This window comes from Flavobacterium sp. KACC 22758, assembly GCF_028736135.1.
Classification (GTDB): domain Bacteria; phylum Bacteroidota; class Bacteroidia; order Flavobacteriales; family Flavobacteriaceae; genus Flavobacterium; species Flavobacterium johnsoniae.
The window spans coordinates 5,279,029-5,302,459 of the sequence record NZ_CP117878.1 but is presented as its reverse complement, the minus strand read 5'-3'; the positions used below and the strand labels follow the sequence as shown (position 1 = coordinate 5,302,459).

Annotated in this window: 27 protein-coding genes; 15 read left to right on the top strand and 12 right to left on the bottom strand. The window is 33.5% G+C overall.

The window, feature by feature from the left end:
- Positions 1–27 precede the first annotated feature (27 nt).
- From PQ462_RS22720 to PQ462_RS22655, 14 genes are all read left to right on the top strand, one after another.
- Positions 28–933 carry a LysR family transcriptional regulator gene (locus tag PQ462_RS22720; protein ID WP_274251693.1) on the top strand — a complete coding sequence of 302 codons (906 nt, stop codon included), beginning with the start codon at positions 28–30 and terminating at the stop codon, positions 931–933.
- Positions 934–1,029: 96 nt separating this feature from the next.
- Positions 1,030–1,380, top strand: coding sequence for a PKD domain-containing protein (locus PQ462_RS22715; protein ID WP_274251692.1), 351 nt, complete (start codon positions 1,030–1,032; stop codon positions 1,378–1,380).
- A gap of 116 nt (positions 1,381–1,496) precedes the next feature.
- On the top strand, positions 1,497–2,189 hold the full coding sequence (locus PQ462_RS22710) for an NUDIX hydrolase (protein WP_274251691.1): 693 nt from the start codon (positions 1,497–1,499) through the stop codon (positions 2,187–2,189).
- Positions 2,190–2,263: 74 nt separating this feature from the next.
- Positions 2,264–3,091 carry a ribose-phosphate diphosphokinase gene (gene prs / locus PQ462_RS22705; RefSeq protein WP_274251690.1) on the top strand — a complete coding sequence of 276 codons (828 nt, stop codon included), beginning with the start codon at positions 2,264–2,266 and terminating at the stop codon, positions 3,089–3,091.
- On the top strand, positions 3,088–3,906 hold the full coding sequence (locus tag PQ462_RS22700) for a TIGR02452 family protein (RefSeq protein ID WP_274251689.1): 819 nt from the start codon (positions 3,088–3,090) through the stop codon (positions 3,904–3,906). The genes prs and PQ462_RS22700 overlap by 4 nt, the downstream gene beginning before the upstream one ends.
- A 166-nt stretch (positions 3,907–4,072) precedes the next feature.
- On the top strand, positions 4,073–4,405 hold the full coding sequence (locus PQ462_RS22695; RefSeq protein ID WP_068842008.1) for a hypothetical protein: 333 nt from the start codon (positions 4,073–4,075) through the stop codon (positions 4,403–4,405).
- 2 nt (positions 4,406–4,407) lie between these two features.
- Complete coding sequence (locus PQ462_RS22690) at positions 4,408–5,271, top strand: hypothetical protein (protein WP_274251688.1); 864 nt, start codon at positions 4,408–4,410, stop codon at positions 5,269–5,271.
- Positions 5,272–5,444: 173 nt separating this feature from the next.
- Positions 5,445–6,527, top strand: coding sequence for an adenylosuccinate synthetase (locus PQ462_RS22685; protein ID WP_274251687.1), 1,083 nt, complete (start codon positions 5,445–5,447; stop codon positions 6,525–6,527).
- Positions 6,528–6,535: 8 nt separating this feature from the next.
- Positions 6,536–7,063: an NADAR family protein gene (locus PQ462_RS22680; protein WP_274251686.1), complete on the top strand. Its 528-nt coding sequence runs from the start codon at positions 6,536–6,538 to the stop codon at positions 7,061–7,063.
- A gap of 10 nt (positions 7,064–7,073) precedes the next feature.
- Positions 7,074–7,580 (top strand): O-acetyl-ADP-ribose deacetylase, encoded by a 507-nt coding sequence (locus tag PQ462_RS22675; protein WP_274251685.1) that lies wholly within the window; start codon positions 7,074–7,076, stop codon positions 7,578–7,580.
- A gap of 42 nt (positions 7,581–7,622) precedes the next feature.
- Positions 7,623–8,171, top strand: a complete 549-nt coding sequence (locus PQ462_RS22670; RefSeq protein WP_274251684.1) for an RNA 2'-phosphotransferase — start codon at positions 7,623–7,625, stop codon at positions 8,169–8,171.
- Positions 8,168–8,899, top strand: coding sequence for a metallophosphoesterase family protein (locus tag PQ462_RS22665; protein WP_274251683.1), 732 nt, complete (start codon positions 8,168–8,170; stop codon positions 8,897–8,899). Before PQ462_RS22670 ends, PQ462_RS22665 begins: the two co-directional genes overlap by 4 nt.
- A 1-nt stretch (position 8,900) precedes the next feature.
- On the top strand, positions 8,901–9,839 hold the full coding sequence (locus PQ462_RS22660; RefSeq protein WP_274251682.1) for an ADP-ribosylglycohydrolase family protein: 939 nt from the start codon (positions 8,901–8,903) through the stop codon (positions 9,837–9,839).
- 7 nt (positions 9,840–9,846) lie between these two features.
- Positions 9,847–11,316, top strand: a complete 1,470-nt coding sequence (locus PQ462_RS22655) for a nicotinate phosphoribosyltransferase (protein WP_274251681.1) — start codon at positions 9,847–9,849, stop codon at positions 11,314–11,316.
- Between the two features lie 247 nt (positions 11,317–11,563).
- Here the strand turns inward: PQ462_RS22655 and nadD are convergent, their stop codons facing one another.
- From nadD to PQ462_RS22630, 5 genes are all read right to left on the bottom strand, one after another.
- The gene (gene nadD, locus PQ462_RS22650) at positions 11,564–12,145 is read right to left on the bottom strand and encodes a nicotinate (nicotinamide) nucleotide adenylyltransferase (protein WP_111425237.1); all 582 of its coding nucleotides are present in this window, start codon (positions 12,143–12,145) and stop codon (positions 11,564–11,566) included.
- A 26-nt stretch (positions 12,146–12,171) separates the two neighbouring features.
- Complete coding sequence (locus tag PQ462_RS22645) at positions 12,172–12,537, bottom strand: four helix bundle protein (protein ID WP_274251680.1); 366 nt, start codon at positions 12,535–12,537, stop codon at positions 12,172–12,174.
- Between the two features lie 58 nt (positions 12,538–12,595).
- On the bottom strand, positions 12,596–13,168 hold the full coding sequence (gene gmk / locus PQ462_RS22640; protein ID WP_012022831.1) for a guanylate kinase: 573 nt from the start codon (positions 13,166–13,168) through the stop codon (positions 12,596–12,598).
- A 94-nt stretch (positions 13,169–13,262) separates the two neighbouring features.
- A complete protein-coding gene (locus tag PQ462_RS22635; RefSeq protein WP_012022830.1) occupies positions 13,263–14,123 on the bottom strand; it encodes a YicC/YloC family endoribonuclease in 861 nt (286 codons plus the stop codon).
- Positions 14,124–14,227: 104 nt separating this feature from the next.
- A complete protein-coding gene (locus PQ462_RS22630) occupies positions 14,228–14,575 on the bottom strand; it encodes an arsenate reductase family protein (protein WP_012022829.1) in 348 nt (115 codons plus the stop codon).
- Positions 14,576–14,655: 80 nt separating this feature from the next.
- Here PQ462_RS22630 and PQ462_RS22625 point away from each other — a divergent pair, with 80 nt between their 5' ends.
- Positions 14,656–15,111: a DinB family protein gene (locus PQ462_RS22625; protein ID WP_274251679.1), complete on the top strand. Its 456-nt coding sequence runs from the start codon at positions 14,656–14,658 to the stop codon at positions 15,109–15,111.
- 31 nt (positions 15,112–15,142) lie between these two features.
- Here PQ462_RS22625 and PQ462_RS22620 read toward each other — a convergent pair whose 3' ends face one another.
- The 7 genes from PQ462_RS22620 to PQ462_RS22590 all read right to left on the bottom strand — a co-directional run bounded on the left by PQ462_RS22620 (position 15,143) and on the right by PQ462_RS22590 (position 23,417).
- Positions 15,143–15,637, bottom strand: coding sequence for a septal ring lytic transglycosylase RlpA family protein (locus PQ462_RS22620; RefSeq protein ID WP_274253737.1), 495 nt, complete (start codon positions 15,635–15,637; stop codon positions 15,143–15,145).
- A gap of 90 nt (positions 15,638–15,727) precedes the next feature.
- Positions 15,728–16,150, bottom strand: coding sequence for a hypothetical protein (locus PQ462_RS22615; protein ID WP_274251678.1), 423 nt, complete (start codon positions 16,148–16,150; stop codon positions 15,728–15,730).
- Positions 16,151–16,257: 107 nt separating this feature from the next.
- Positions 16,258–19,086: a TonB-dependent receptor gene (locus PQ462_RS22610; RefSeq protein ID WP_274251677.1), complete on the bottom strand. Its 2,829-nt coding sequence runs from the start codon at positions 19,084–19,086 to the stop codon at positions 16,258–16,260.
- Between the two features lie 325 nt (positions 19,087–19,411).
- A complete protein-coding gene (pgi, locus tag PQ462_RS22605; protein WP_274251676.1) occupies positions 19,412–21,055 on the bottom strand; it encodes a glucose-6-phosphate isomerase in 1,644 nt (547 codons plus the stop codon).
- A gap of 118 nt (positions 21,056–21,173) precedes the next feature.
- Positions 21,174–21,503, bottom strand: coding sequence for a hypothetical protein (locus PQ462_RS22600; RefSeq protein ID WP_274251675.1), 330 nt, complete (start codon positions 21,501–21,503; stop codon positions 21,174–21,176).
- A gap of 40 nt (positions 21,504–21,543) precedes the next feature.
- Positions 21,544–22,164, bottom strand: coding sequence for a hypothetical protein (locus PQ462_RS22595; RefSeq protein WP_274251674.1), 621 nt, complete (start codon positions 22,162–22,164; stop codon positions 21,544–21,546).
- A 32-nt stretch (positions 22,165–22,196) separates the two neighbouring features.
- Positions 22,197–23,417: a M23 family metallopeptidase gene (locus tag PQ462_RS22590; RefSeq protein ID WP_073410345.1), complete on the bottom strand. Its 1,221-nt coding sequence runs from the start codon at positions 23,415–23,417 to the stop codon at positions 22,197–22,199.
- Positions 23,418–23,431: the final 14 nt, after the last annotated feature.

Sequence of the window (23,431 nt, the reverse complement as noted above, 5' to 3'; positions counted from 1 at the left end):
TATGTTTGTTATAAGTAAATTTATGTCATGGTAAATCTAGAATGGTACAGAACTTTTAAGGCTGTATATAAAAATGGTAATTTTTCGGTAGCCGCAAAAGAGTTATTTATGAGCCAGCCTGCGGTTAGTCAGCAAATTTCTATGCTTGAGGCTCACGTTGGGAATAAATTATTTAATCGGAAATCAAAAGGAGTAGAGCCAACCGAATACGCTAAGTTACTGAATAATTTGATAATAGATGCGCTTGATCGTCTTGAAAGTGTCGAAACCGGTTTTCGTGCAAAAGCAGAAGATGCCAACCGATTAATTTCTGTCGGGATCTCCAAACATCTTTTTGACTGCGTTGGAAATCTATTAATTTCAAAGTTTGATTTAATAGATTTTACTTTTGCAGAAAACGACGAGCTTTTTGCATTAGTAGATTCAAAAAAACTGGATTTTGCCATTACAACCAAAAGGTTCGATACTTTTGATACTACTTATGAAATAGTTGGAAAAATTAAACTCATAATGGTTGCTCCGGCAAGTTTGGATATAACCGATTTCCGCCAGAAATTAAAAGCAGATAATTTTACTGAAATAGAGCAATGGCTTAACGGACAAAAATGGTACAGTCATGACGCGCGAATTCCGCATATAAAAGTATTCTGGCTTCATGCTTTCAATAAAAAAAGGCCGTCGATGATACCTAATTACATTATTCCTTCAGAATCTGAAATGCTCAGACTTCTTTCAAAGAATGATGGTGTTGCGGTGACCTGGAATTGTAATGCAAGAAATTATATCAAAGAAAATAAACTGCAATTAGTATGGAACAGTTTTCATGTTCCCGAAGAATTTGTCTATTTACTGGCTCCTAAAAATAATAATGTGAAATCGTTTTTTGATATAATTGAAAAAGAATTAAAACTGTTTTTTGGAAATAGATTATAAAAATATAGTTGTTGGTGTTGAAAATCAGTTGATTATTTTTTTTGAATGTAGAAAAAAAGATAACTTTAGTATGCTAATTTCTAAAAGATACAGATTATGAAAAAAGCAGCCTCAGTTTTAATACTCACTATACTATTTTTTATGATTAATTCCTGCAGTAAAAACGAAGCAGAAGATGTAGTAGATTGTCTTGGAGAATCAATTTATATTAAGCTGCACAATTCGACAGACGCAAACAATCCGAAATTAATGAATTATTCAGTTGAATATACAGGAACGGGAACTTTAAGTTCTGTAAAATGGACATTTGGTGACGGAACTACCGGCGATGGAACAACAGTTACTCATACGTATAATGCTGCAGGAACCTACGAAGCTAAAGCCATGTTACAGTTAAAAAAAATGGATCTGAATGCACTTCGAGTCCTAAACGAAGCGTTACTATAAATTAGAAAAAGAAATAAAAAATTATTTACTGAGAGTCAATTTTGTAATTTAATGTATCTGCATGAATTATAAAACTGACTCTCATTCGTTATATTTGTTTGATATGATTTTTGATTATGGAAAAATTACAAAATATTAGAATTGCCGTTGATGCGATTGTTTTTGGATACAAGAACAATGACTTATATGTATTATTGATAGAACAGCAATTTGGCACTTCAGAAAAATATTGGGCTTTACCGGGCGGTTTAGTTAAAAATGATGAATCGCTGAGCGATGCAGTAATACGCGAATTACATGAAGAAACAAACGTACAGCTGACTTTTATGGAACAGTTATACACTTTTGGAGATGATATTTACAGAGATTCAAGAAACCGTGTTATTTCGGTGGCGTATTATGCTTTAGTCGATGCTTCAAATTTAGACATCAAAGCCAGCACTGATGCTGAAAGAGTGCAATGGTGTAAAATAGATGAAATTCCTGCTTTGGCTTTTGATCATAATATAATACTTCAAAAAGCGATCGACAGGCTGAAATCAAAATTGACTTATGAACCTATTGGTTTCGATTTACTTCCCGAAGAATTTTTGTTTTCAGATCTTGAAAACTTGTATTGCACCATTTTGGAAAAAGAAATTGACCGCAGAAACTTCAGAAAAAAAATACTCAGTTATGGTATTCTAGAAGAAACCGAAAAATTTTCACCAATAAAAACAGGTCGTCCGGCAAAACTTTTTAAGTTCAATAAATTGAAATATAATGAGTTAACTCAAAACGACTTTCACTTCGAAATAAAGTTTGCGTAATTTTTACACAAAATAAATTGTTTATTTAAAAATTAATTCTACATTTGCGTATAATTAACGCAAACTAAAAAACTATGATACTAAATCTCGACCCAAAATTCGCTCCTTTCCAAAATCAGGAAGAAATCAAATTTCAAAGTTTTACATTTTCTGGCGGAGAACCGCATATTAAAATCGTTCCGGATTTTGATACAAACAGAAAAGTGACAATTACACACAGACTAAACTCTTTCAACGATTTAGGTTTACTGTGTGTTACAGTTGATGCGTTACGCAGAATGGACGTTAAAATCATTGAACTCTTTATTCCGTATTTCCCGGCAGCGAGACAAGATCGAGTTATGATTCCAGGCGAACCGCTTTCTGTAAAAGTGTATGCAGATATTATAAATGCGATGCAATTGAATAAAGTTTTTGTTTTTGATGCACACTCAGAAGTGACTCCGGCTTTGTTAAACAACAGTACAGTAATTCCAAACTATGCTTTTATCAAAGAAGTCTTGAATAAAATTGGCCAAAACGTAAAATTGATTTCTCCAGACGGAGGTGCTTTGAAGAAGATCTATAAAGTTTCTGAATTTTTAGGCGGTGTTGAGGTTGTAGAATGCAGTAAAAGCCGAGACGTAAAAACAGGTAAATTATCTGGTTTTAAAGTATATGAAGACGATTTACAGGGAATGGATTGTTTAATTGTAGATGATATCTGCGATGGCGGCGGAACGTTTGTTGGCTTAGCCGAAGAATTAAAAAAGAAAAATGCCGGAAAATTATACCTAGCCGTTAGCCACGGAATTTTTAATAAAGGTTTTGATGTTTTAGATTGTTTTGACAAAATATTTACTACGAACTCTTTTAAAGATTTTGATGATCAAAGGGTTAAGGTGGTAAAATTTGAATTATGAATAAAAATTATAGAGTAGAAATAGCAAATAAAACTTTAGAAATCATAAAGAATGGTTTCTATGAATACAAAGGAAAAAAGATTGACATTAAAAAAGAACTCGAAGAGTCAATAAAAAATACGTTTACAATTGCACCAAAAGATTGGGAAGAAATCTTAAAAACGCCAATTGAAAATAAGTTTGAAACAAAATTCGTAACCAAAAATTGTTCTACAATTGAAGCAATTGTTGAGGAGGAAAATGGTAAAATCTGTGTTTTAAATTTCGCTTCGGCAAAAAATCCGGGAGGCGGGTTTTTAGGAGGAGCTTCTGCTCAGGAAGAAAGTCTGGCGAGATCTTCAAGCCTTTATGAAACGCAGATCAAAGACAAAACAATGTATGATTTTAACAGAAATCAGTCCTCGTTTTTATATTCAGATTACATGATTTATAGTCCGAATGTTTTGTTTTGGAACGATGATAATGGAGATTGTTTTGAAAAACCATTTGTTGTAGATGTGGTTACGGCTCCGGCACCAAACAAAGGCGCGATGCTGCAACACAATAGAAAAGAAGAAATTGCAGCAACTGAAGATGTTTTTAGAAAAAGAATGGATAAAGTATTAGCAATTGCTTTGCAGCAAAAAAGTGATACATTGATTTTAGGAGCTTGGGGATGTGGTGTTTTTAGAAATGAACCCAAAGATGTAGCACATTTGTTTAAAGAGATTATTGCAGAAAAATATTCAGGTGCCTTTAAGAAAATAGTTTTTGCAGTATTCGACAATTCTGATAAAAAAACAAATTTTAAGCAGTTTGAAGAGGTGCTGAATTAGTTTAAAAGTTTCATGTTTAAAGTTTCAAGTTACCTTTAGGAACGTAAAACCTGTAACTTGAAACCTGAAACAAAAAAAATACTATTAACGGTTTCAAGTTTAAAACCAAATTTCAAGTTAAGTGCTTAACGTGAAACCTGAAACTTGAAACAAAAACAACAAAACAATGAGCGATTTAAAACCAAGATTTATTGAATCTTTAAGAAGAAACAATGATCAGATTAGAGAAGACAGAGCCAAAACAATTGGCGAGGATTCTGAATTAATATACAGACGAAGAGTCGAAGACATTGAATTAAAAATAAAAAGACTCGAAAGAGAACAAGAAGGATTGATCGATATCAGTCCGCTGGATAAAAACAGTTTAACCTTTGCCGATTTTCAGCCGGAAGCTTTTGTACAAAAAGACATGGAGCTTGCGCTGACCATCAGAAATTTAAATATCCAGTTTGAAGTAACAAAAAAGAGATTTGAGTATTTATTTGGTAAAACATTTTAGTCATGGGAGGTACAAGATATGATTTCGGTGCTCGTGAAGACAGAGCAAAAAAAGTAGGTTATGCAAGCAAATCAGCTAGTGAAATATTTACACAAAATGCGTTAAGAAAAGCGCATGAATCAATGAATCCAAATGGAGTTGTTTTTAGAGAAGCAAGAGATTCAGAAGTTCATCCAAACACAGTTCCAATTATTTTAGGATTGGATGTAACAGGAAGTATGGGACACATTCCGCATGAACTGATTAAAGAAGGTCTTCCAAAATTAATGGGAGGAATTATTCAGGGAGGTGTTCCGGACCCAGCACTTTTGTTTTTAGGAATCGGCGATCATGAATGCGATAGATATCCGCTTCAGGTTGGACAATTTGAATCTGGAGACGAAGAACTGGATATGTGGTTAACGAGAACTTACATTGAAGGCGGTGGCGGAGGAAATGCTGGCGAAAGTTATCTTTTAGCTTGGTATTTTGCAGCTTTTCATACCAAAACAGATGCATTCGAAAAAAGAGGACAAAAAGGATTGTTATTTACTGTTGGTGATGAACCAGGTTTAAAAACACTTCCAGCATCAGCAATAAAAGAAATTATGGGTCAGGGACAACAGACTTATACGCATCTTGAATTATTAGCAGAAGCACAAAAAAGATACGATGTTTATCATATTAGTGTCTTGCATTCAGGACAAGCCATTAACGCCGATGTAGAATGGAAAGAATTACTGGGACAAAATTGTCTTTCAATTGAAGATCACAGAGAAATTCCAAATGTAATCAAGAAGATAATCTGCGATAAACACAAAAGTTCTGGTTCTGGTTTAGGGACAAATCCAGTTTCAGGAGGTTTAGATAATATCGAAATGCTTTAAATTTTTTAAACACATAGAGACATAGATTTTTCTTTTTAATTTGAGAGAATAAAGAGAAACTAGTTTCTAACACATACAACTATGTGTATTGATGCAAGTGAAATGCCTTTTTTAAGTTTTAAAATCCTATGACTCTATGTGTTTAAAAATAATTACGCAACAATTTAAGAAAAATGAAAACAGCACAAATAGTTATAGGTTTAGGATTTGGTGATGAAGGAAAAGGAATAACGACAGATTTTCTGGCGAAACAAAATCCTGAATCTATAGTTATTCGGTTTTCGGGAGGACAACAGGCCGCGCATACGGTTATGATTGGCGATAAAAAACACGTTCACTCCAGCTTTGCCAGCGGTGCGCTTCGCGGTCTTCCGTCTTATTACAGCGAACATTGCACGATTCATCCGCTCTTTTTGTACAATGAGAGAGAAGAATTAAAAGAAAAAAACGCTAATCTGGATTTATATATTCATCCATTAGCAAAAGTTACCACTCCGTTTGATGTTTGGCATAACCGTGGAAACACCAGAAATATAGATCACGGAACCTGTGGAAAAGGCATTGGTTCAACCATGAAAAGAAACGAAGGTCCGTATAAATTGTTTGCCATCGATTTGATTGCGCCTCGCGAAATGCTTTTGGAAAAGTTAAACCAAATTGCTTATTACTACGGCTTTTTAAACGAACCAGATATAGATCAGGAACTTCAGGCGTATCTTGAAGCGATTGATAAAATAAAATGGAACATTTTTGATTATACTTTCCTTTTAAAATACAATAATTTAATTTTTGAAGGAAGCCAGGGAATCCTGCTTGATATGGATCATGGTGTTTTCCCGAATGTTACGTATGCGAATACCACTTCAAAAAATGCAGTTGAAATTTGTAATAAATTAAAAATTGAAGATGTAGAAGTTTATTATGCAACCAGAAGTTACACCACAAGGCACGGCCACGGCTGGATGCCGAATGAAAGAGAAATACAATTAAAAAACAACGAAGAAGAAACCTGTGTTTTCAACGAATATCAAAAGTATCTCAGATTTGGGGATCTGGATTACGATTTGTTGAACTACGCTTTAAAATTAGATGCTGCTTACAGTCCAATGGCAAAAAGAAATTTGGTCGTAACCTGCATGGATCAGTTAGAAAAAGATTATGAATTTGAAAACCTTACAACCCATTTCAATACCATTTACGGATCATTTTCACCCGATTCTAAAGATTTTAAAGAAATAACTTCTTTGTTTCAATAACAGAAAAAATGAAATACAATATAGATACTATAGCTCCGGAAAGTAAATTTTTATTTTTCTGGGGACATCAGCCAAGTAAAGACGGAACGATTACTAAAACCTGCTTCAGCCAGTGGTGGTTAAGTTCGTTTAAAGTAAATGAAGTAACCTATAAAACGGCTGAACACTGGATGATGGCAAAAAAAGCCGAATTGTTTAACGATCAGGAAATTTTAGAAAAAATCATAAAATGCAATTCACCTGCCGAAGCCAAAAAGTTAGGTCGTAAAGTGAGAAATTACGATGATAAAATCTGGCTAGAAAACCGATTTGAAATCGTAAAAGAAGGCAACTATCACAAATTCAGTCAAAATTCTGATTTGAAAACTTTTCTGCTAAACACAAATGACCGAGTTATTGTAGAAGCAAGTCCGGTAGATCCAATCTGGGGAATTGGAATGGCAGGAGACCATAAAGATGCTTTAAATCCTGAAAAGTGGAAAGGCCTGAATCTTTTAGGTTTTGCTTTAATGCAGGTTAGAGATGAATTGAGATAATTAAAAAATTATGAAAATAGAACTTCTAAAAGCAGACATAACAGAGTTAAATGTTGATGCGATTGTAAATGCAGCAAATACTTCTTTGTTAGGTGGAGGCGGAGTTGACGGGGCTATTCACAGAAAAGGAGGAAAAGCGATTTTAGAGGAATGTATTCAAATTAGAAATAAGCAAGGCGGATGCAAAACGGGTGAAGCAGTTATAACAACCGCCGGGAATTTACCTTCAAAATATGTTATTCATACAGTAGGTCCTGTTTGGAATGGTGATAAAGAAGAAAAATCCAAATTGTTAGCAGACTGTTACACAAATAGTTTAAATCTGGCGATTCAAAAAGGAATAAAATCTATTGCTTTTCCGAATATAAGTACTGGAATTTATCATTTTCCAAAAGATAAAGCAGCAGAAATTGCAGTAAAAACGGTTAGAGATTTTGATAAGTCAGATGAAATAGAAAAGGTAATATTCGTCTGTTTCGATGATGAAAATTACACGATTTACAAAAACCTTTTGTAAATGTTCCATCGGAACATTTCGTAGGTAGAAAAAATATTAATTATGAATGAAAATATAGCGAAAACAGTAAGTAAATTTCTAAGCTTAGTGTTAAGACATTCACCAGAAAAAATCGGACTAAAATTAGACGAAAATGGCTGGGCAGATGTCAATGAATTAATAGAAAAATGTACTAAAAAAGGGAATCGTCTCGATGCCGAACTTTTAGATTACGTAGTAGAAAATAACGATAAAAAGCGTTTTGCTTATAACGAAGATAAAACCAAAATCCGTGCAAGTCAGGGACATTCCATTTCGGTTGAATTAAATCTAGCAGAAACAGAACCTCTAGAATATTTGTATCACGGAACTGTTGGAAAATTCATGGAAAGTATTCAGAAAGAAGGCTTAAAAAAAATGAGCCGTCAGCATGTGCATCTCTCCAAAGACAAAGAAACCGCAACAAAAGTGGGAAGCAGAAGGGGAGTTCCACAAATTTTAACTGTTAGAAGCGGTGCTATGTACAGAGACGGATTTAAATTTTATTTGTCTGAAAATAATGTCTGGCTTACAGATGAAGTTCCGGCAAAGTATATCGAATTTAAATCATGAAAAGAACCTTAGTTTTTGGAGATATTCACGGCGGATTAAAAGCGTTAATTCAGTTGCTGGAAAAAATCGATTATTCAGAAAATGATAGATTTATTTTTCTCGGAGATTATGTTGACGGCTGGAGCGAATCAAAACAATTGATTGATTTTCTTATTGAATTATCCCAAAAACAGGAATGTATTTTTATCAAAGGAAATCACGATGCATGGTGTCAGGAATGGTTAGAAAATGATATCGTAAACGATATTTGGTTTTTGCATGGAGGAAAATCGACTATAGAAAGTTATGCTAATATAGATTCTTCAGATAAAGAAAAGCATCTCGAATTCTTCAACGGAATGAAAGATTACTTTGTAGACGAAAACAATAATTTGTTTATTCATGCTGGGTTTTCATCTATGCATGGTCCAGAAAAAGAGCATTATAAAACCAATTATTCCTGGGATAGAACACTTTGGGAAATGGCTTTAACGATGGATAAACGAATCCAGAAAGATTCACTTTCGTACCCAAAACGATTACTGCTTTTTAATGAAATTTATATCGGCCATACACCGACATTGCATTATAATGTTGAAATCCCGATGCAGGGATGCAATGTTTGGAATATTGATACCGGAGCAGGTTTTTATGGAAAACTTTCCTGTATTGATATAGAATCAAAAGAATTTTGGCAGAGTGATGTCGTGCAAACCTTTTATCCTAACGAGAAAGGAAGAAATAAATAAAATGAAAAATAGAATAGAATCAGGTTTATTTGGTGTTGCCATTGGCGATGCTTTAGGTGTTCCGGTTGAATTTAAATCCAGAGAAAAATTAAAACAGAATCCGGTTGTCGATATGATGGGTTTTATGTCCTGGAATCAGCCTCCTGGAACATTTAGCGACGATAGTTCATTGGCTTTTTGTACTGCCGAAAGTTTGTGCAAAGGTTACGATATAGAAGATATGGCCGTAACTTTTGTAAAATGGATGCAGGAAGGATATTGGGGAGCGCATCATAAAGTATTTGACATTGGAGGAACGACGAAACATTCTTTAGCAAGAGTTGTAAAAGGAGAATCGGCTAGAAATTCAGGTAATTTTTTTGAAGAAGATAACGGGAATGGTTCCTTAATGCGTATTTTGCCATTCGTTTTTTATCTTCAGAAAGAGAATGATATTGAAGTTATTTATAAAAAAGTAAAAGAAGTTTCGTCAATTACACATGCTCATTTCCGTTCGGTATTTTCTTGTTTCATTTATGTTGTATATTGTTTGGAGATTCTAAAAGATAAAGATAAATTCGAAGCTTATAAAGAAATGCAAAATGTTCTTTCGAAATTTTTAGAAGATAAAAAATATAATCCTGTAGAAATTCAACTATTTGAAAAGATATTGAAGAATGATATTTGGATTTATCCAGAAAATGAAATTCGTGCATCGGGTTATGTTCTTCATAGTTTAGAAGCCAGTTTTTGGTGTTTTTTAAATTCAGATTCTTATGAAGAAACAGTTTTAAAAGCGGTTAACTTAGGCGAAGATACAGATACAACGGGCGCAATTGCAGGAGGATTGGCAGGAATTTATTACGGAATTGAAAATATGCCGCAAAAATGGATCGACAATTTAGTCAGATCCAATGATATAAAAGATTTAGCAGAACGCTTATCAGATAAATATAAATAGAAAATATATGAACCCATTATTATTAACCGATGGTTACAAAGTTGACCACAGAAGACAATACCCAGACGGAACCACAATCGTATATTCTAACTGGACACCAAGAAAATCAAGAATTGAAACAGTTGATGAGGTAATCTTTTTTGGATTGCAGTATTTCATCAAAAAATATATTATTCATGACTTTGAAGAGGATTTCTTCAAAAAGCCAAAAGAAGAAGTGATTAAAAAATATTCTCGCAGAATCAATAATTACTTAGGCGAAAATTTAGTTGGAACTAAACATATAGAAGATTTACATGATTTAGGCTATATTCCGATGGTGTTCAAAGCTTTGCCAGAAGGCGCAAGCGTTCCGCTGAGAGTTCCAATGTTTACGATGTACAATACGATTCCAGAATTTTTCTGGTTGACGAATTATTTCGAAACGTTACTTTCTGCAGTAGTTTGGCTGCCTTGTAACTCAGCAACCATTGCAAAAGAATACAGAAAAGTATTGGACAAATATGCGGCAGAAACTTCTTCTGTTCCAGAATTTGTAGATTGGCAGGCGCATGATTTCTCAATGAGAGGAATGGGCGGAATAGAAGCTGCTTTAACTTCTGCAGCTGGACATTTATTGAGTTTTACAGGATCTGACACAATTCCTGCAATTGATTTCTTAGAAGAATATTACAATGCCAATTCAGATCTAGAATTGGTTGCAGGTTCAGTAGCCGCAACAGAACATTCTGTTATGTGTATGGGAACTACAGAAGGCGAGTACGAGACATTCAAAAGGTTAATTACAGAAGTTTATCCAAAAGGAATTGTTTCTATCGTTTCTGATACTTGGGATTTATGGAAAGTTTTAACGGATTATCTTCCAAGATTAAAAGAAGAAATCGTTTCAAGAGAAGGTAAAGTCGTAATTCGTCCTGACAGTGGTGATCCAGTTGATATTATCTGCGGAAATCCAAACGGAAAAACAGAACAGGAGAAAAAAGGCGTTATCGAATTGCTTTGGGATGTTTTTGGCGGAACAACAAATGCTAAAGGATTCAAAGAATTGGTTCCTCAAATCGGAGCTATTTACGGAGATAGTATTACTGTAGCAAGAGCCACTCAAATCTGTGAAAGATTAAAAGAAAAAGGATTTGCTTCTACAAATGTTGTTTTAGGAATCGGATCTTTCACCTATCAATATAATACAAGAGACACTTTCGGATTTGCGATGAAAGCAACTTACGGAGAAGTAAACGGAGAGGGAAGAGCCATTTTCAAAGACCCAATTACAGATGACGGAACGAAAAAATCGGCTAAAGGATTAATGAAAATTGATTTAATTGATGGGAAGTATCATTTAAGTGATAATGTTTCTTGGGAAGAAGAAAAACAAGGCGAATTGAAAGAAGTTTTTAGAGATGGAAAACTTTTGATTGATCAATCGCTGAGTGAAATCAGAACGAGAGTGAAAAGCGAAGTAAGTATCGAAGCTTAATTATAAAACGAAAGCCTGAATGTAAGTTCAGGTTTTTTTATTGAATTTATAAATGTGATAAGACCTTTGTCAAAGTTTTAAACTTTGACAAAGGTTATTTTTTTTGAAATGAATTGCCTCCAGTTTTAACTGGAGGTAAAAAAGGTAAAGTCTTAATCGGCTTTAGCCAAATATCACATTTTGGCTAAAGCCATTTGCTGTGTAAAACAAAAAACCTCCAGTTAAAACTGGAGGCAATTCAAAATATTTATTTTTTATAAAAATTATTGTGATCAATATATTCCCAAACCTTTGGTGGCAATAAAGGCTGGATATTTTTACCTTCTTTAATGCTGTTTCGAATAAAAGTCGAAGAAATTTCAACAATTGGCGCATCAATTACATGAATTTTTGGATGCGATTTTAATTCGACATTTTCTGGTTCGTCAGAAATTCTGGGATATACATAAATATCATGATTCTCAAGAATTACTTCATAGTTTCTCCATTTATGAAGCGTTTTCAGATTGTCTTCACCCATAATTAAAGAGAACTCATGAGTTGGATATTTTTCTTTAAGATGAGCAAGTGTAATTATGGTATAACTCGGCTGAGGTAGCTTAAACTCGATATCTGATGGTTTTATCTTTGTGTAATCTTCTGTTGCCAGATAAACCATTTGCAAACGCTGCTGATCGTCTAATAATGTCGATTTCTTTTTTAACGGATTATGAGGTGTAACGACCATCCAAATCTGATCTAAATCGGCAAACTCGGCCATATGATTGGCAATGATCAAATGACCAACATGAATAGGATTGTATGTTCCGAAGTAAAGACCTATTTTCATTTATTATAGTACTTAGTTCTTAGTCCTTAGTCTTTTAGATTTTTAGCGAAAGCACTTATCATTTTGCTCTCTTCTTCAATTAAAAACATAATTTCATTAAATAGGTTTTCGTCAGAAATAAATTCTAACTCTTTTGCTATAATTAATTGTGTTTCTATTTCATTTAAAGAACCTCTGGAGATATTAAAAAAATGATTAAATGATTTGTCAGTTTGGCGTCCAAAACCTTCTGCAATATTCGACGGAATAGATACACTGGCTCTTTTTAATTGACTTGTCAAAGCATATATTTCTTCTTTAGGAAAGCTCTTAGTAAGTTTGTAAACAAGAACTACTAGTTTAATTCCTTTTTGCCAAATGAATAACTCTTTGTAAGATTTAATACCGCTCATGTAAAATTTTTAGCTTGATGTGTTTCAGACTAAGGACTAACAACTCATGACTAAATAACTACTTAGATACAAAATCCTTTACCAGTTGATGTGCTTCTTCAAGGGCAACTGATAAATCATAGTTTTTGATAATAGCGTCAAATTGTGGAGCAGTTGCCAATTCTACAGAAGCTTTTGCGATACGCATATTGATTTTGTCTTCACTTTCTGTAGAACGTTGTTTTAATCGGCGTTTTAATTCGTCAACACTTGGAGGTTTAACGAAAACAGCCAGAGTTTCTTCGGGAAATTTATGTTTAATACGAAGACCGCCAACTACGTCGATGTCAAAAATGACATTTTTTCCTAAAGCCCAGATTCTTTCAATCTCCGATTTTAAAGTACCGTAAAAGTTATCACGGTAAACTTCTTCCCATTCCAGGAAATCCTCTGCTTTAATGTGTTTTTTGAATTCTTCCAGCGAAATAAAATAATAATCCTTTCCGTGTACTTCTTCACCACGCGGTGCACGCGATGCAGCCGAAATCGAAAATTCAAGATTTAAATCTTCCTGACCTAATAAATGTTTTACGATAGTTGTTTTTCCTGATCCTGAAGGTGCCGAAAAAACAATTAATTTTCCTTTGTTCATTAATTTATGCTTTAGGCTTTAAGCAATATGCTTTAAGCTTTAATATTTGTGCGGTATTCTGTGCTTACAGCCTATTGCTTACAGCTTACAGCAATTACAAAACATTCAATACCTGTTCTTTAATCTTCTCCAATTCATCTTTCATCATCACGACTAATTTCTGCATTTGAGCATGATTTGATTTAGATCCCATTGTATTGATTTCGCGTCCCATTTCCTGAGTAATAAAACCTAGTTTACGACCATTTGCTTCATTGCCATTTAAAGTTTCTAAGAAATAATCTAAATGGTTGGTTAAACGTACTTTTTCTTCGGTAATATCCAGTTTTTCCAGATAATAGATTAATTCCTGCTCGAAACGATTTTCATCAACATTTACCTGTAATTCTGAAATTGCAGTTTGCAAACGATCTTTAATTGCCTGAACACGCTCTGGATCAAGAGCCAAAGCATCATTCATGTACTGGCGGATATTTCCAATTCGGAGATTAAATTCTTTTTCAAGAGATTCGCCTTCGTCTTTTCTAAAACTTAGGATGTTTTGTAAAGCTTCATCAATAATAACCTGAATCTGTTCCCAGTCATTTTCATCGATTTCTTCGCGTTCTGTTTTTAATGTATCCGGCATACGAACAGCCATTTTCATTAATTCAGTTTCATCGGCATCGGCATATACCTCTCTCAATTGTGCGATATAATTCTTCACAACAGGAACATTTACTTTTGTTGAAGTTTGTTCGGCAGTACTCTCTATGTAAATTGCAAAATCAATTTTGCCTCTTTCAAGTTTAGTTGAGATTTGGGTTCTTAAACCTAATTCCATTTCACGGTAAACAGACGGCATTCTTACGTTTAAATCTAAACCTTTGCTGTTTAAAGATTTTACTTCAACGGTAATTTTTTTTGTAGGCAATTGCAAAGAAGCTTTGCCAAACCCTGTCATAGATTGTATCATATAATTGAGTATAAAGGCGCAAAGATAAATAAAAGTTTGCTCTATTTGATTGGAAATTAGTGTTCAGTCATAGTTTTCAGTTTGACAGAAAAAATATTGACATTTTAGCTCAAAACATTTATCACTTCAGCCACATTTTTTTGGCTGTTGCCGATGTAAATTTTACCGTCAATAATAAAAACAGGACGGCTTAAAAAAGTATAATGTTCTAAAATGTATTTCTTAAAATCAGCCTCTGTCAGTGCTTTGTCTTTTAAGCCCATCGACTTGTACAATTGTGCTTTTTTACTGAATAATGCTTCGTAACTTCCTGAAAGTTTATACATTTCTTCTAATTCTGCTTCTGTAATAGGATCTTGTTTAATGTCGTGAAAAACCAAATTGTTTTTTGGAAGACTTTTGATGATTTTTCTGCAGGTATCGCAAGATGCTAAGTAATATATTTTGTTCATTTTTTTACTATTTTGTTAGAGTACAAAGAAAATTCATTTGAAACTGAAAATTGTCTATTTTTAATAAAAAAAATAAAATTATGAGTTCAGTTTTTGAAACGCAGCAAACAATCAGAGAAATTCTATTGAAAATTTTAGATAATCATTCATTAGAGCAATTAAACAAAATTCCGGAAGGATTTAATAATAATATAATTTGGAATGTGGCGCATTGTGTTGCTGCGCAGCAAACCTTAGTTTATAAATTATCTGGACTGCCAACAATGATTTCAGAAGATTTTATATTAAAATACCGAAAAGGAACAAAACCAGAAGGAGATGTTTCTGAAGAAGAAGTAAGCGAGATCAAAACATTTCTTTTAAGTACATTTGAAAAAACGAAAAATGATTTCCAAAGCGGACTTTTTGTGGATTATAATGAATATACAACCAGCATGGGATTTACTCTTAAAAATGTTCAGGATGCATTAGATTTTAATAATTACCATGAAGGAATTCATACCGGAATTGCGATGAGTTTGAAAAAATTGGTTTAAATATAAAAATCCCGCTAAAAGCGGGATTTTTTTATTCGATTATGGTTTCAATTGTTACTTTCATCGCACCAGCACCTTTGTGTTTGGTGATTTCCATAAAAGCTCGTTTTGAAAGGTCTATTTCGCGTGTTTTTACAAACGGACCTCGATCTGTAATTTTTACAATTACAAACTTCCCATTGGCTTCGTTGGTAACTTTAACTCTGGTTCCAAAAGGGAGTTTTTTGTGTGCCGCAGTATATTTGTTGTTGTTAAAACGACTTCCATCGGCAGTTTTTCTTCCATTAAAACGATCAGCATAGTAGGAGGCGTGAGCGTTTTTTTTGTAGGCTTTTAATTTTAAACCTTTATCTGTAAAAACAGAATCAGTTGGAAGTGCAATAATGTTCGGCCTGATGTTTTTTACAGTATCCTGAGGAGGGTTTTTAGGCTCAATTACTGGTTTGGTCTGGCTTATAACGTAGGTAAAACAACTTAAAAAAGTTATTGTTAATGTGCTGAGACGAATGTTTTTTTTACTCATGATTTATTTTTTTTCAGACTTGGGGGAGTTTGTACAAATAATATGCCGAGATAAAAAAAGCCCTATTTTCAAGGGCTTTTTAATTGGTATTTTTTAGAACCATAGGTTCCACGGAATTCTACTTAAAATAAGTATCAATCCTAATCCGTAAAAGATAGCGAAAGTTTTAAACTTAGCTTCGCTATTGATTAGTTTTTTATGTTTTGACCATCCGATAGTTATCAAAACGATAGCAATTAAATTAATAAGCGGATGTTCTAATGAGGTTAATCGTAATGCAGCATTAGACATTTGTCCTAAAGAGTCTTTTCCTAATGGAGAAACAAAATAAAGGATTAATCCAATTAATAGCTGAGTGTGAGTTCCAATTAATGCAAACAAAGAAATTTTGCGGTCTTTTGCTGTAAACTCTTTTTTAGAGGTAAAACCTATGATGGCATTTATAACGGCAAAAACTAAAAGCAGTAACGCTAAATAAGCCCAGCCGGAGTGAAATTTTTGTAAAAAATGATACATAAACTATGTTTTTTTGTTAAAAACAAATATAACAAAAAGGACCATAAAAAAACGGCATTAAACTTAAAAGTCAATGCCGTTTTTATTATTTATTTAGATTCTAAATTTTAGAAATCGTAACGTAATGTAAAGTTCCAAGTTCTACCAAATCCAAAGAATACCTGGTTAGCATCAGCTACACCTCTGTATAATCTGTTATTTGAAGCATAAGTTCCTAAAGCAGCATTTGAAGAGCTTACGTTATCGTCAGCAAAAATGTTTGTTCTAGACTCAGCGATATAAATCTTGTCAAATAAGTTGTTTACGTTTAATCTGAAGTTAACTGATTTGTCTTTGTTTTTACCTGTTAACATTTTGTATGAGAAACCAGCATCAAATAAACCGTAAGAAGGTAATTGTAAAGCTCCTTTGTTGTCTGCACTTGTAAATGTAACAGGGCTTAATCCTGCATATAATTTATCATTAAAATTATAGTTTGCATCAACAGTTACTCTTGTTAAAACTTCGTAAGAAGCTCCTAAAGAAGCTGTCATTTGTGCAGCATCACCAACTTTTACTTTGTCCATGTATACTGTAGCAGCTGTATATCCTGCAACAGGAGTATTGTCTGCTTGGTAGTAAGCGTTTACGCTTGCGTTTCCTTTGTATTCCCAAATACCGTAAGAGAACATAGCATTAACTTTGAATTTGTCAGTAATGTTAGAAGATCCTTCAAACTCAATTCCAGAGTGAACCTCGTTAAGACCTGTAAACTCAGTATAAGTTGTGTTAGCAGCAATTCCTCCACCAGCTGGAAGAGCGTTACCTTTTAAGTATCTGTCGTTCCAAGTTGTATTGTAAAGGTTAACTGTAGCGTTAAAGAATCTTGAACGGAAACCATATCCAGCTTCAAATCCAGTGATTTTCTCGTTAGTAAGGTTAGGGTTTACTGTAGATCTGTTGTTTGGATAAACTGAGTTAAAGAATGGTTGTCTTGAGTAGAATCCAGCATTAACATAAACATTATGCTTTTCGTTAATGTTGTAGTTAGCTCCAGCTTTAGCATTTCCGCCTAAGATGTTTTCGTAGCTAGTTGATGCTAATGGATCAGTTGGTAAGTATACGAAATCATCTTCTCTTTTGAAACCTTGTTGAGAAATAGCTCCCTGTACGAATGCAGTTAAATTGTCTTTAGAGTACTCTAACTGAGTAAATGCTCCGTACCATCTAACTTTTCCAGTACTGTTAAATGAGATTTTGTCATACTCTCTTTTGTCAAAAACATTCCATTGTACGTTTGTAGCGTAAGTTGATGTAAGGTGTCTTCCTGCAGGTCTTAAACTTGCAACAGTGTTGTCAAAAAATTCACCACCACCTAATAAATCATTAACTACAGTAAAGTGGTACCCTGTATAAGTTCTAGCATCAATACCAAAATCTAATGTTAATGTACTAGATAATTTTTTGTTTAAGTTGATCAAAGCTCCAAACCAGTCATGAGAGTTGATAGATGAAGTTTGTGTAATACCTGATGTAGTATTGTAAACATATGGATCAGCTGCATTTCCAGCTCCAGTTCTACCTGTTGAAGAACTATTTTGGTATACACCTCCAACTTGTGTTCTTGTTCTGTTTGCTCCGTTAAAGAAAACACTTCCAGTACCATTATTCCATGCTTGGATTTTGTCGTAGTCAACCATTCCATTTGGTAATAAGAAAACAGAACTGTTGTAAACATTTCCTCCAATACCACCTGTAGCACTTGCACCAGCTCCACGACCCATAGATGCATAAAGTACACTAGAAAGTTTTGTAGTTTCATTAATGTTATAATCCCAGTTAAAAGAAGCTACTGGTTTGTGGTAGTAGTTTTTTCTGATGTTATATTGCTCACCATTCAAATATCCTGTATCAGGGTTGTATTTGATGTTTGGCTCAGTAAGAGAACCGTATTTTTGGTAAGTTGCAATTGTAGAAGCTGTAGATCTTTGGTTGTGCCATTGCGGCGCACCAGTTACAGTAAGTTGAAAGTTGTGTTTGTCATTTTTAGTTCCATAACCTAAAGCTATGAAATAGTTTGATCCTTCAAATTGAGTTCCAGGAATGTAACCATCTCCCATTGTTTGAGATAATAATACAGAAGCAGAAAGACCGTTTTCTAATTTTCCTGTGTTGTAAGAACCTTGAATTTTGAAGTTTCTTCCATTACCAAATCCAGAAGAGAATGATCCTCCTTCTTTCATGTCAGAAGACTTAGTAACAATGTTGATAGTACCTCCTACAGATGGAGTAGCTAATTTAGAAGAACCTAAACCTCTTTGAACCTGCATAGCAGATGTTACATCTGATAAACCTGCCCAGTTACTCCAGTAAACAGAACCGTTTTCCATGTCGTTTACCGGCATACCGTTAATCATAACAGCGATGTTGTTTTGGTTGAAACCACGAATGTTAATTCTAGCATCTCCAAAACCACCACCTGATTTAGTAACGTATACAGAAGGTGTGTTTCTTAAGATTTCAGGAAATTCCTGAGTTCCTAATTTTTCTTTAATTTCTGCAGCTTTAATTGTAGAAACAGCAACCGGAGTTTTTCTGTCTTTAGCGATATCTACTACTGTACTTTTTACTACGATTTCACTTAATTCGTTAGAATTAGATGATAAAGCAATAGTTCCTACGTTTGCAGTTCCGCCGTTTACTGTAAATTTTACAGTTTTGTTTTCGTAGCCTAAGTAAGAAATAACAATTTCTCCTGTACTTGTTGTTGAGTTGAGAGTAAATTTACCATCAAAATCTGTTGAAGTTGCCGTAGTAGATCCTTTGATCTGTACGTTTGCTCCTGGTAATGAACCTGTACCGTCGGTAATAGTACCAGTAACTTTTCCTTGTGAAAATACGGTTGAAACTATCATAAAAAATAGTCCGGTAAGTAACCAATTTTTCATTTTCTTCATGTTGCTATTTAGTTTATTGTTTTTGGCAAAATTATAACAATAAAATCAGATAATGTTATCAAAATGTTAAGAAAAATAAGTTTTGTAATTTGTGCTGCGTATTAAAATGAATTTTTCTTTTTTCTTTAAATAAAATGATGTTTTGTTGAATTTTAACATCTGTATTTTGTTAAATCGATAATGTTTTAAATAGCGGTGTAGCTAAAAACCTTCTTTTTTTGTTAAAAAGGGATGTTTTTCGGCTTGTTCTATACGAAAAAACGCCTTAATTTTTGTTAAATCAAGACGTTTCAGTGTTTTACAAAATTAAACTATTAGTTCAATTTTATTTATTCTTTAAAAAGTGATTCAATAAGAATGAAGTTGAACTGTCATGACTCTTAACAGTTTTAGAATTTATCTCATCTAAAATTGAGTTTGCTAACTGTTTTCCTAACTCAACTCCCCATTGATCAAAACTAAAAATGTTCCAAATTACACCCTGAACAAATATTTTATGCTCATACAATGCGATTAAAGAACCTAAGCTTTTTGGAGTAAGTTTTTGAATCAAAATTGTATTGGTTGGTTTGTTTCCTGTAAAAACTTTAAATGGTAATAAATAGGAAGCTTTTTCTGCAGAAAGTCCTTGTTTGTCAAATTCAGCCTGAACTTGTGCCGGAGTTTTTCCGTTCATTAAAGCCTCAGTTTGTGCAAAAAAGTTCGACATCAATTTATTGTGATGATCTTCATTTCCATATAATGGTTTTACAAATCCAATAAAATCTGTTGGAATTAATTTTGTTCCCTGGTGAATCAATTGGAAAAAGGCATGCTGTGAATTTGTTCCAGGCTCACCCCAGATAATAGTTCCAGTTTGGTAGTTAACCGGTTTTCCGTCGCGGCCAACACTTTTTCCATTACTTTCCATAGTTGCCTGCTGTAAATATGGAGCCAGTTTTGATAAATATTGAGTGTATGGAATTAATGCTTCACTTTCGGCACCAAAGAAATTGTTGTACCAAACGCTTAATAAAGCTAAAATTACCGGAATGTTTTCGTCAAATTCTGCCGATTTGAAATGTTCGTCCATTTCGTTTGCTCCTACTAATAATTGGTTGTAATTATCAAATCCAATTGCAAGAGCAATACTTAATCCAACTGCACTCCAAAGAGAAAATCTTCCTCCAACCCAATCCCACATAGGGAAAACATTGTCTGGATTAATTCCAAACTCAGTTACTTTTTGAATGTTTGTAGAAACTGCCACGAAGTGTTTTGCAATATCTTCCTGAGAGCCAGATTTCAAAAACCATTCTTTGATAGTTTCAGAATTTGATAACGTTTCCTGAGTTGTAAAAGTTTTAGAAACGATTAAGAAAAGTGTAGTTTCAGGATTTAACTTTTTAATTATTTCGTTTACGTGATCGCCATCAACATTTGAAACGAAATGAGTTTTTAAATGGTTTTTGTAAAATTGTAAAGCTTCAACAGCCATAACTGGTCCCAGATCTGAGCCTCCAATTCCAATATTTACAATATCTGTAAAAGCTTTTGCGGTAAAACCTTTTCTTTCTCCCGAAATAACTTCGTTTGTGAAATTTTTGATTTTGTTTTTTACTTCATAAACTTCCGGAATTACATTTTCTCCATCAACATTAATTACTGCCGATTCCGGAGCACGCAATGCAGTATGAAGAACAGCGCGATTTTCAGTCTGGTTAATTAATGCTCCGCCAAAATATTGAGCAACAGCGTCTTTTAATCCGATAGAATTTGCTAATTCCAATAAAAGAGAAATTGTTTCCTGACTAATGTTGTTTTTAGAATAATCTACTAAAAAGTCATTCCATTGCAAGTTGAATTTTTCAGCACGAGTATTATCTTGTTGAAACAATTCTTGAATTGTGGTTTCGTGAATTGCATTATAGTGGTTTTGCAGATTTTTCCACGCTTCAGTCCCGGTTGGGTTTGTTGTGTTTAAAGCCATTTGTATTTTTATTGAAGATTTTGTTTTTTTAGAAACACAAAAATACTGAAATAACTTTTAAAAGGGTAACGGTTGATGATTATATAACAATTAGTTACGAAAACGTTTTATGATGCTGTTAGTCTTGTGTTCGAGTTGTTATTATGACAGCTCCATCATTTTCTTTTTCATTATACATTATACGGTTGCTGTTTTGATTCAAAAATTCTAAACTTTTGATTTCAGACTTTTTGAAAGGTAATAAAATTGTATCCTGACTTTTTTCGTATTTAAATGGTATTCCATTTATAACAATTAAAGGAGATTTGCCAATCTGATTTTCTTTAATATTATCTATAAAATCCGATACAAAATATTTGTTTTCTTGGGTGTCGTCTAAAATAAAAATCCGCGGATTTGAACATCCAGTTATTAATGTACAGAAAAATATCAGTAAAAGCTGTTTCATTAATTGATTTTGAATTTAGGAATGTTCTTGTGAAAATCTTTTACCAAATCTTCCACCAAGGTTTTTTATTAATTTTAATAGTTTTCTCAGCGATATTAATTTCTATCCTTTTAAATGGTTCTGTTTTAATCTTAGAATCGTCAAAAAATAATTCACCGTTATCGTTCATTCCAATAGGAGATTTGGTTCTTCCTTTCCAGTTTTCGGTTTGCAGATCAGCAATTAACGGAGTATCATTTTTGTCATTGAATTTTTTTCGTGCTTTTTCTGTGATTTCTTCTTCCAGATTTGAAGATGAATTTTTGAAAAGAGAAAGTGAATTGTCTGGAATATTTAAAAGAAAAACCTGTGTTTTGTCACCAATTTTATAAATGTCTAATACTTTAAAATAGGCAATAGTGTCTAAAAGAAAGTGACCAATTTTTGCCGAATCAGGATTGAACTTTGATAAGTCTTTTGCGTGTGCACTGGCAATCAAATACCTGAAATTTCCCGAAACACCTCCTCCAATAGAAGTCATATCAGTAAAACCTTTTTCCTGAATGATCTGTCCGACTTTATAATTTGAAATTAAATTTTCCGGTAAATTGGTGTCTCTGTAAAATAGTTTTAAATCTGAAAAAGTGTCATTGTAAATCGCTTTAAGCCGATCGTTTTTCATGTTTTCTATTTTAAAAGTGAATTTTTGAATCTTTATAAATTCCCAATACTGTCCAATTCTCTTTTTAGAGGTTCGATTTGTTTAAAGAAACGGGTTTTGTCATTTCCGGTTAAAGATTCGCCGGTTGGCAAATTCAATCGGAGCGCATCTACCTGAACTCCATTTTTCCAGAAACGGTAGCAAACGTGCGGACCAGAAGCTAAACCTGTGCTTCCAACCAAACCAATAGTTTGTCCTTGAGTTACTCTTTGTCCGCGTTTTACCAAAATTCGGGACATGTGTAAATATTGAGTAGAGTAGGTTCCGTTGTGTTTTACTTTTACAAAGTTTCCGTTTCCAGCCGTGTAACCTGTTGTTTCAACAACTCCAGATGCTGTTGTGGAAATTGGTGTTCCGGTTGGAGCAGCATAATCGGTTCCTTTGTGTGCTTTCCAGGTATGTTGTACCGGGTGAAATCTGTTCATGGTGAATCGTGAAGTAATTCGGCTGAACTTGATTGGTGTTTTTAAGAAAAAGTTTTTCAATGTTTTTCCTTCATCATCATAATATTCTACTTTTCCAGAAAGTGTGTCTTTTTCAAAAGGAAATGCATAAACGATTTTTCCTTTATATTCAAAAAAGGCAGCTTCAAGATCTTCAACGCCGTCATACGTTTTTCCATTAATGAAACGTTCTGTGAAGATTAAACCGTAACGATCGCCTTTTTTTAGTTTAAAAAAGTCAATTGACCAGGAAAATACTTTTGTGATTCTGCTGGCAAGAGCTGTTTCGACACTTTCGTTTCCTAAAGTTTCAGATAACGAACTTTTTAAAACACCGCCAATAATTTTTCTTTTTAAGGTAACCGGTTTTATTTTTTTATACGCTTTTGCAATGCTGTCTCGTAAATCGATTACATAATAAGTTAAAGCATCTGGCTGGTAAATAAAAACCTGAAGATTGTTTGTTTTGTTTTTTGAACGCAGTAATGTAAAAGGTTTGTTGTATCGAATCGATCTAACATTAAAAGAATCTTTTACCTGTTCTACAATATCGTGTACTTTTTTGTCGCCAATATTTTGACTTTGCATAATGGATCCAAAAGAATCTCCTTTAGATATAGTATCATTAACGACATTAAAATCAGCGTAATTAAAACCAAACTCTACTTTTTTAGTTTTTGGTTTTGTAATTTTAATTTCAACTTTTTCTTCAGCTTTTTTACATGAAAATATTGAAAATAATACTATTATAATTACGAATGCTTTTTTCAAACTCTTAAATTTTT

Excerpts from the sequence above, each read along its gene's own strand:
- PQ462_RS22675 (WP_274251685.1), top strand. The coding sequence starts at position 7,074 with ATGAAAATAGAACTTCTAAAAGCAGACATAACAGAGTTAAATGTTGAT.
- PQ462_RS22670 (WP_274251684.1), top strand. The coding sequence starts at position 7,623 with ATGAATGAAAATATAGCGAAAACAGTAAGTAAATTTCTAAGCTTAGTG.
- PQ462_RS22685 (WP_274251687.1), top strand. The coding sequence starts at position 5,445 with ATGAAAACAGCACAAATAGTTATAGGTTTAGGATTTGGTGATGAAGGA.
- pgi (WP_274251676.1), bottom strand. The coding sequence starts at position 21,055 with ATGGCTTTAAACACAACAAACCCAACCGGGACTGAAGCGTGGAAAAAT.
- PQ462_RS22680 (WP_274251686.1), top strand. The coding sequence starts at position 6,536 with ATGAAATACAATATAGATACTATAGCTCCGGAAAGTAAATTTTTATTT.
- PQ462_RS22660 (WP_274251682.1), top strand. The coding sequence starts at position 8,901 with ATGAAAAATAGAATAGAATCAGGTTTATTTGGTGTTGCCATTGGCGAT.
- PQ462_RS22695 (WP_068842008.1), top strand. The coding sequence starts at position 4,073 with ATGAGCGATTTAAAACCAAGATTTATTGAATCTTTAAGAAGAAACAAT.
- PQ462_RS22625 (WP_274251679.1), top strand. The coding sequence starts at position 14,656 with ATGAGTTCAGTTTTTGAAACGCAGCAAACAATCAGAGAAATTCTATTG.
- PQ462_RS22690 (WP_274251688.1), top strand. The coding sequence starts at position 4,408 with ATGGGAGGTACAAGATATGATTTCGGTGCTCGTGAAGACAGAGCAAAA.
- PQ462_RS22665 (WP_274251683.1), top strand. The coding sequence starts at position 8,168 with ATGAAAAGAACCTTAGTTTTTGGAGATATTCACGGCGGATTAAAAGCG.
- PQ462_RS22715 (WP_274251692.1), top strand. The coding sequence starts at position 1,030 with ATGAAAAAAGCAGCCTCAGTTTTAATACTCACTATACTATTTTTTATG.
- gmk (WP_012022831.1), bottom strand. The coding sequence starts at position 13,168 with ATGAACAAAGGAAAATTAATTGTTTTTTCGGCACCTTCAGGATCAGGA.
- prs (WP_274251690.1), top strand. The coding sequence starts at position 2,264 with ATGATACTAAATCTCGACCCAAAATTCGCTCCTTTCCAAAATCAGGAA.
- PQ462_RS22610 (WP_274251677.1), bottom strand. The coding sequence starts at position 19,086 with ATGAAGAAAATGAAAAATTGGTTACTTACCGGACTATTTTTTATGATA.
- PQ462_RS22700 (WP_274251689.1), top strand. The coding sequence starts at position 3,088 with ATGAATAAAAATTATAGAGTAGAAATAGCAAATAAAACTTTAGAAATC.
- PQ462_RS22595 (WP_274251674.1), bottom strand. The coding sequence starts at position 22,164 with ATGAAAAACGATCGGCTTAAAGCGATTTACAATGACACTTTTTCAGAT.
- nadD (WP_111425237.1), bottom strand. The coding sequence starts at position 12,145 with ATGAAAATAGGTCTTTACTTCGGAACATACAATCCTATTCATGTTGGT.
- PQ462_RS22630 (WP_012022829.1), bottom strand. The coding sequence starts at position 14,575 with ATGAACAAAATATATTACTTAGCATCTTGCGATACCTGCAGAAAAATC.
- PQ462_RS22635 (WP_012022830.1), bottom strand. The coding sequence starts at position 14,123 with ATGATACAATCTATGACAGGGTTTGGCAAAGCTTCTTTGCAATTGCCT.
- PQ462_RS22615 (WP_274251678.1), bottom strand. The coding sequence starts at position 16,150 with ATGTATCATTTTTTACAAAAATTTCACTCCGGCTGGGCTTATTTAGCG.
- PQ462_RS22600 (WP_274251675.1), bottom strand. The coding sequence starts at position 21,503 with ATGAAACAGCTTTTACTGATATTTTTCTGTACATTAATAACTGGATGT.
- PQ462_RS22720 (WP_274251693.1), top strand. The coding sequence starts at position 28 with ATGGTAAATCTAGAATGGTACAGAACTTTTAAGGCTGTATATAAAAAT.
- PQ462_RS22710 (WP_274251691.1), top strand. The coding sequence starts at position 1,497 with ATGGAAAAATTACAAAATATTAGAATTGCCGTTGATGCGATTGTTTTT.
- PQ462_RS22645 (WP_274251680.1), bottom strand. The coding sequence starts at position 12,537 with ATGAGCGGTATTAAATCTTACAAAGAGTTATTCATTTGGCAAAAAGGA.
- PQ462_RS22655 (WP_274251681.1), top strand. The coding sequence starts at position 9,847 with ATGAACCCATTATTATTAACCGATGGTTACAAAGTTGACCACAGAAGA.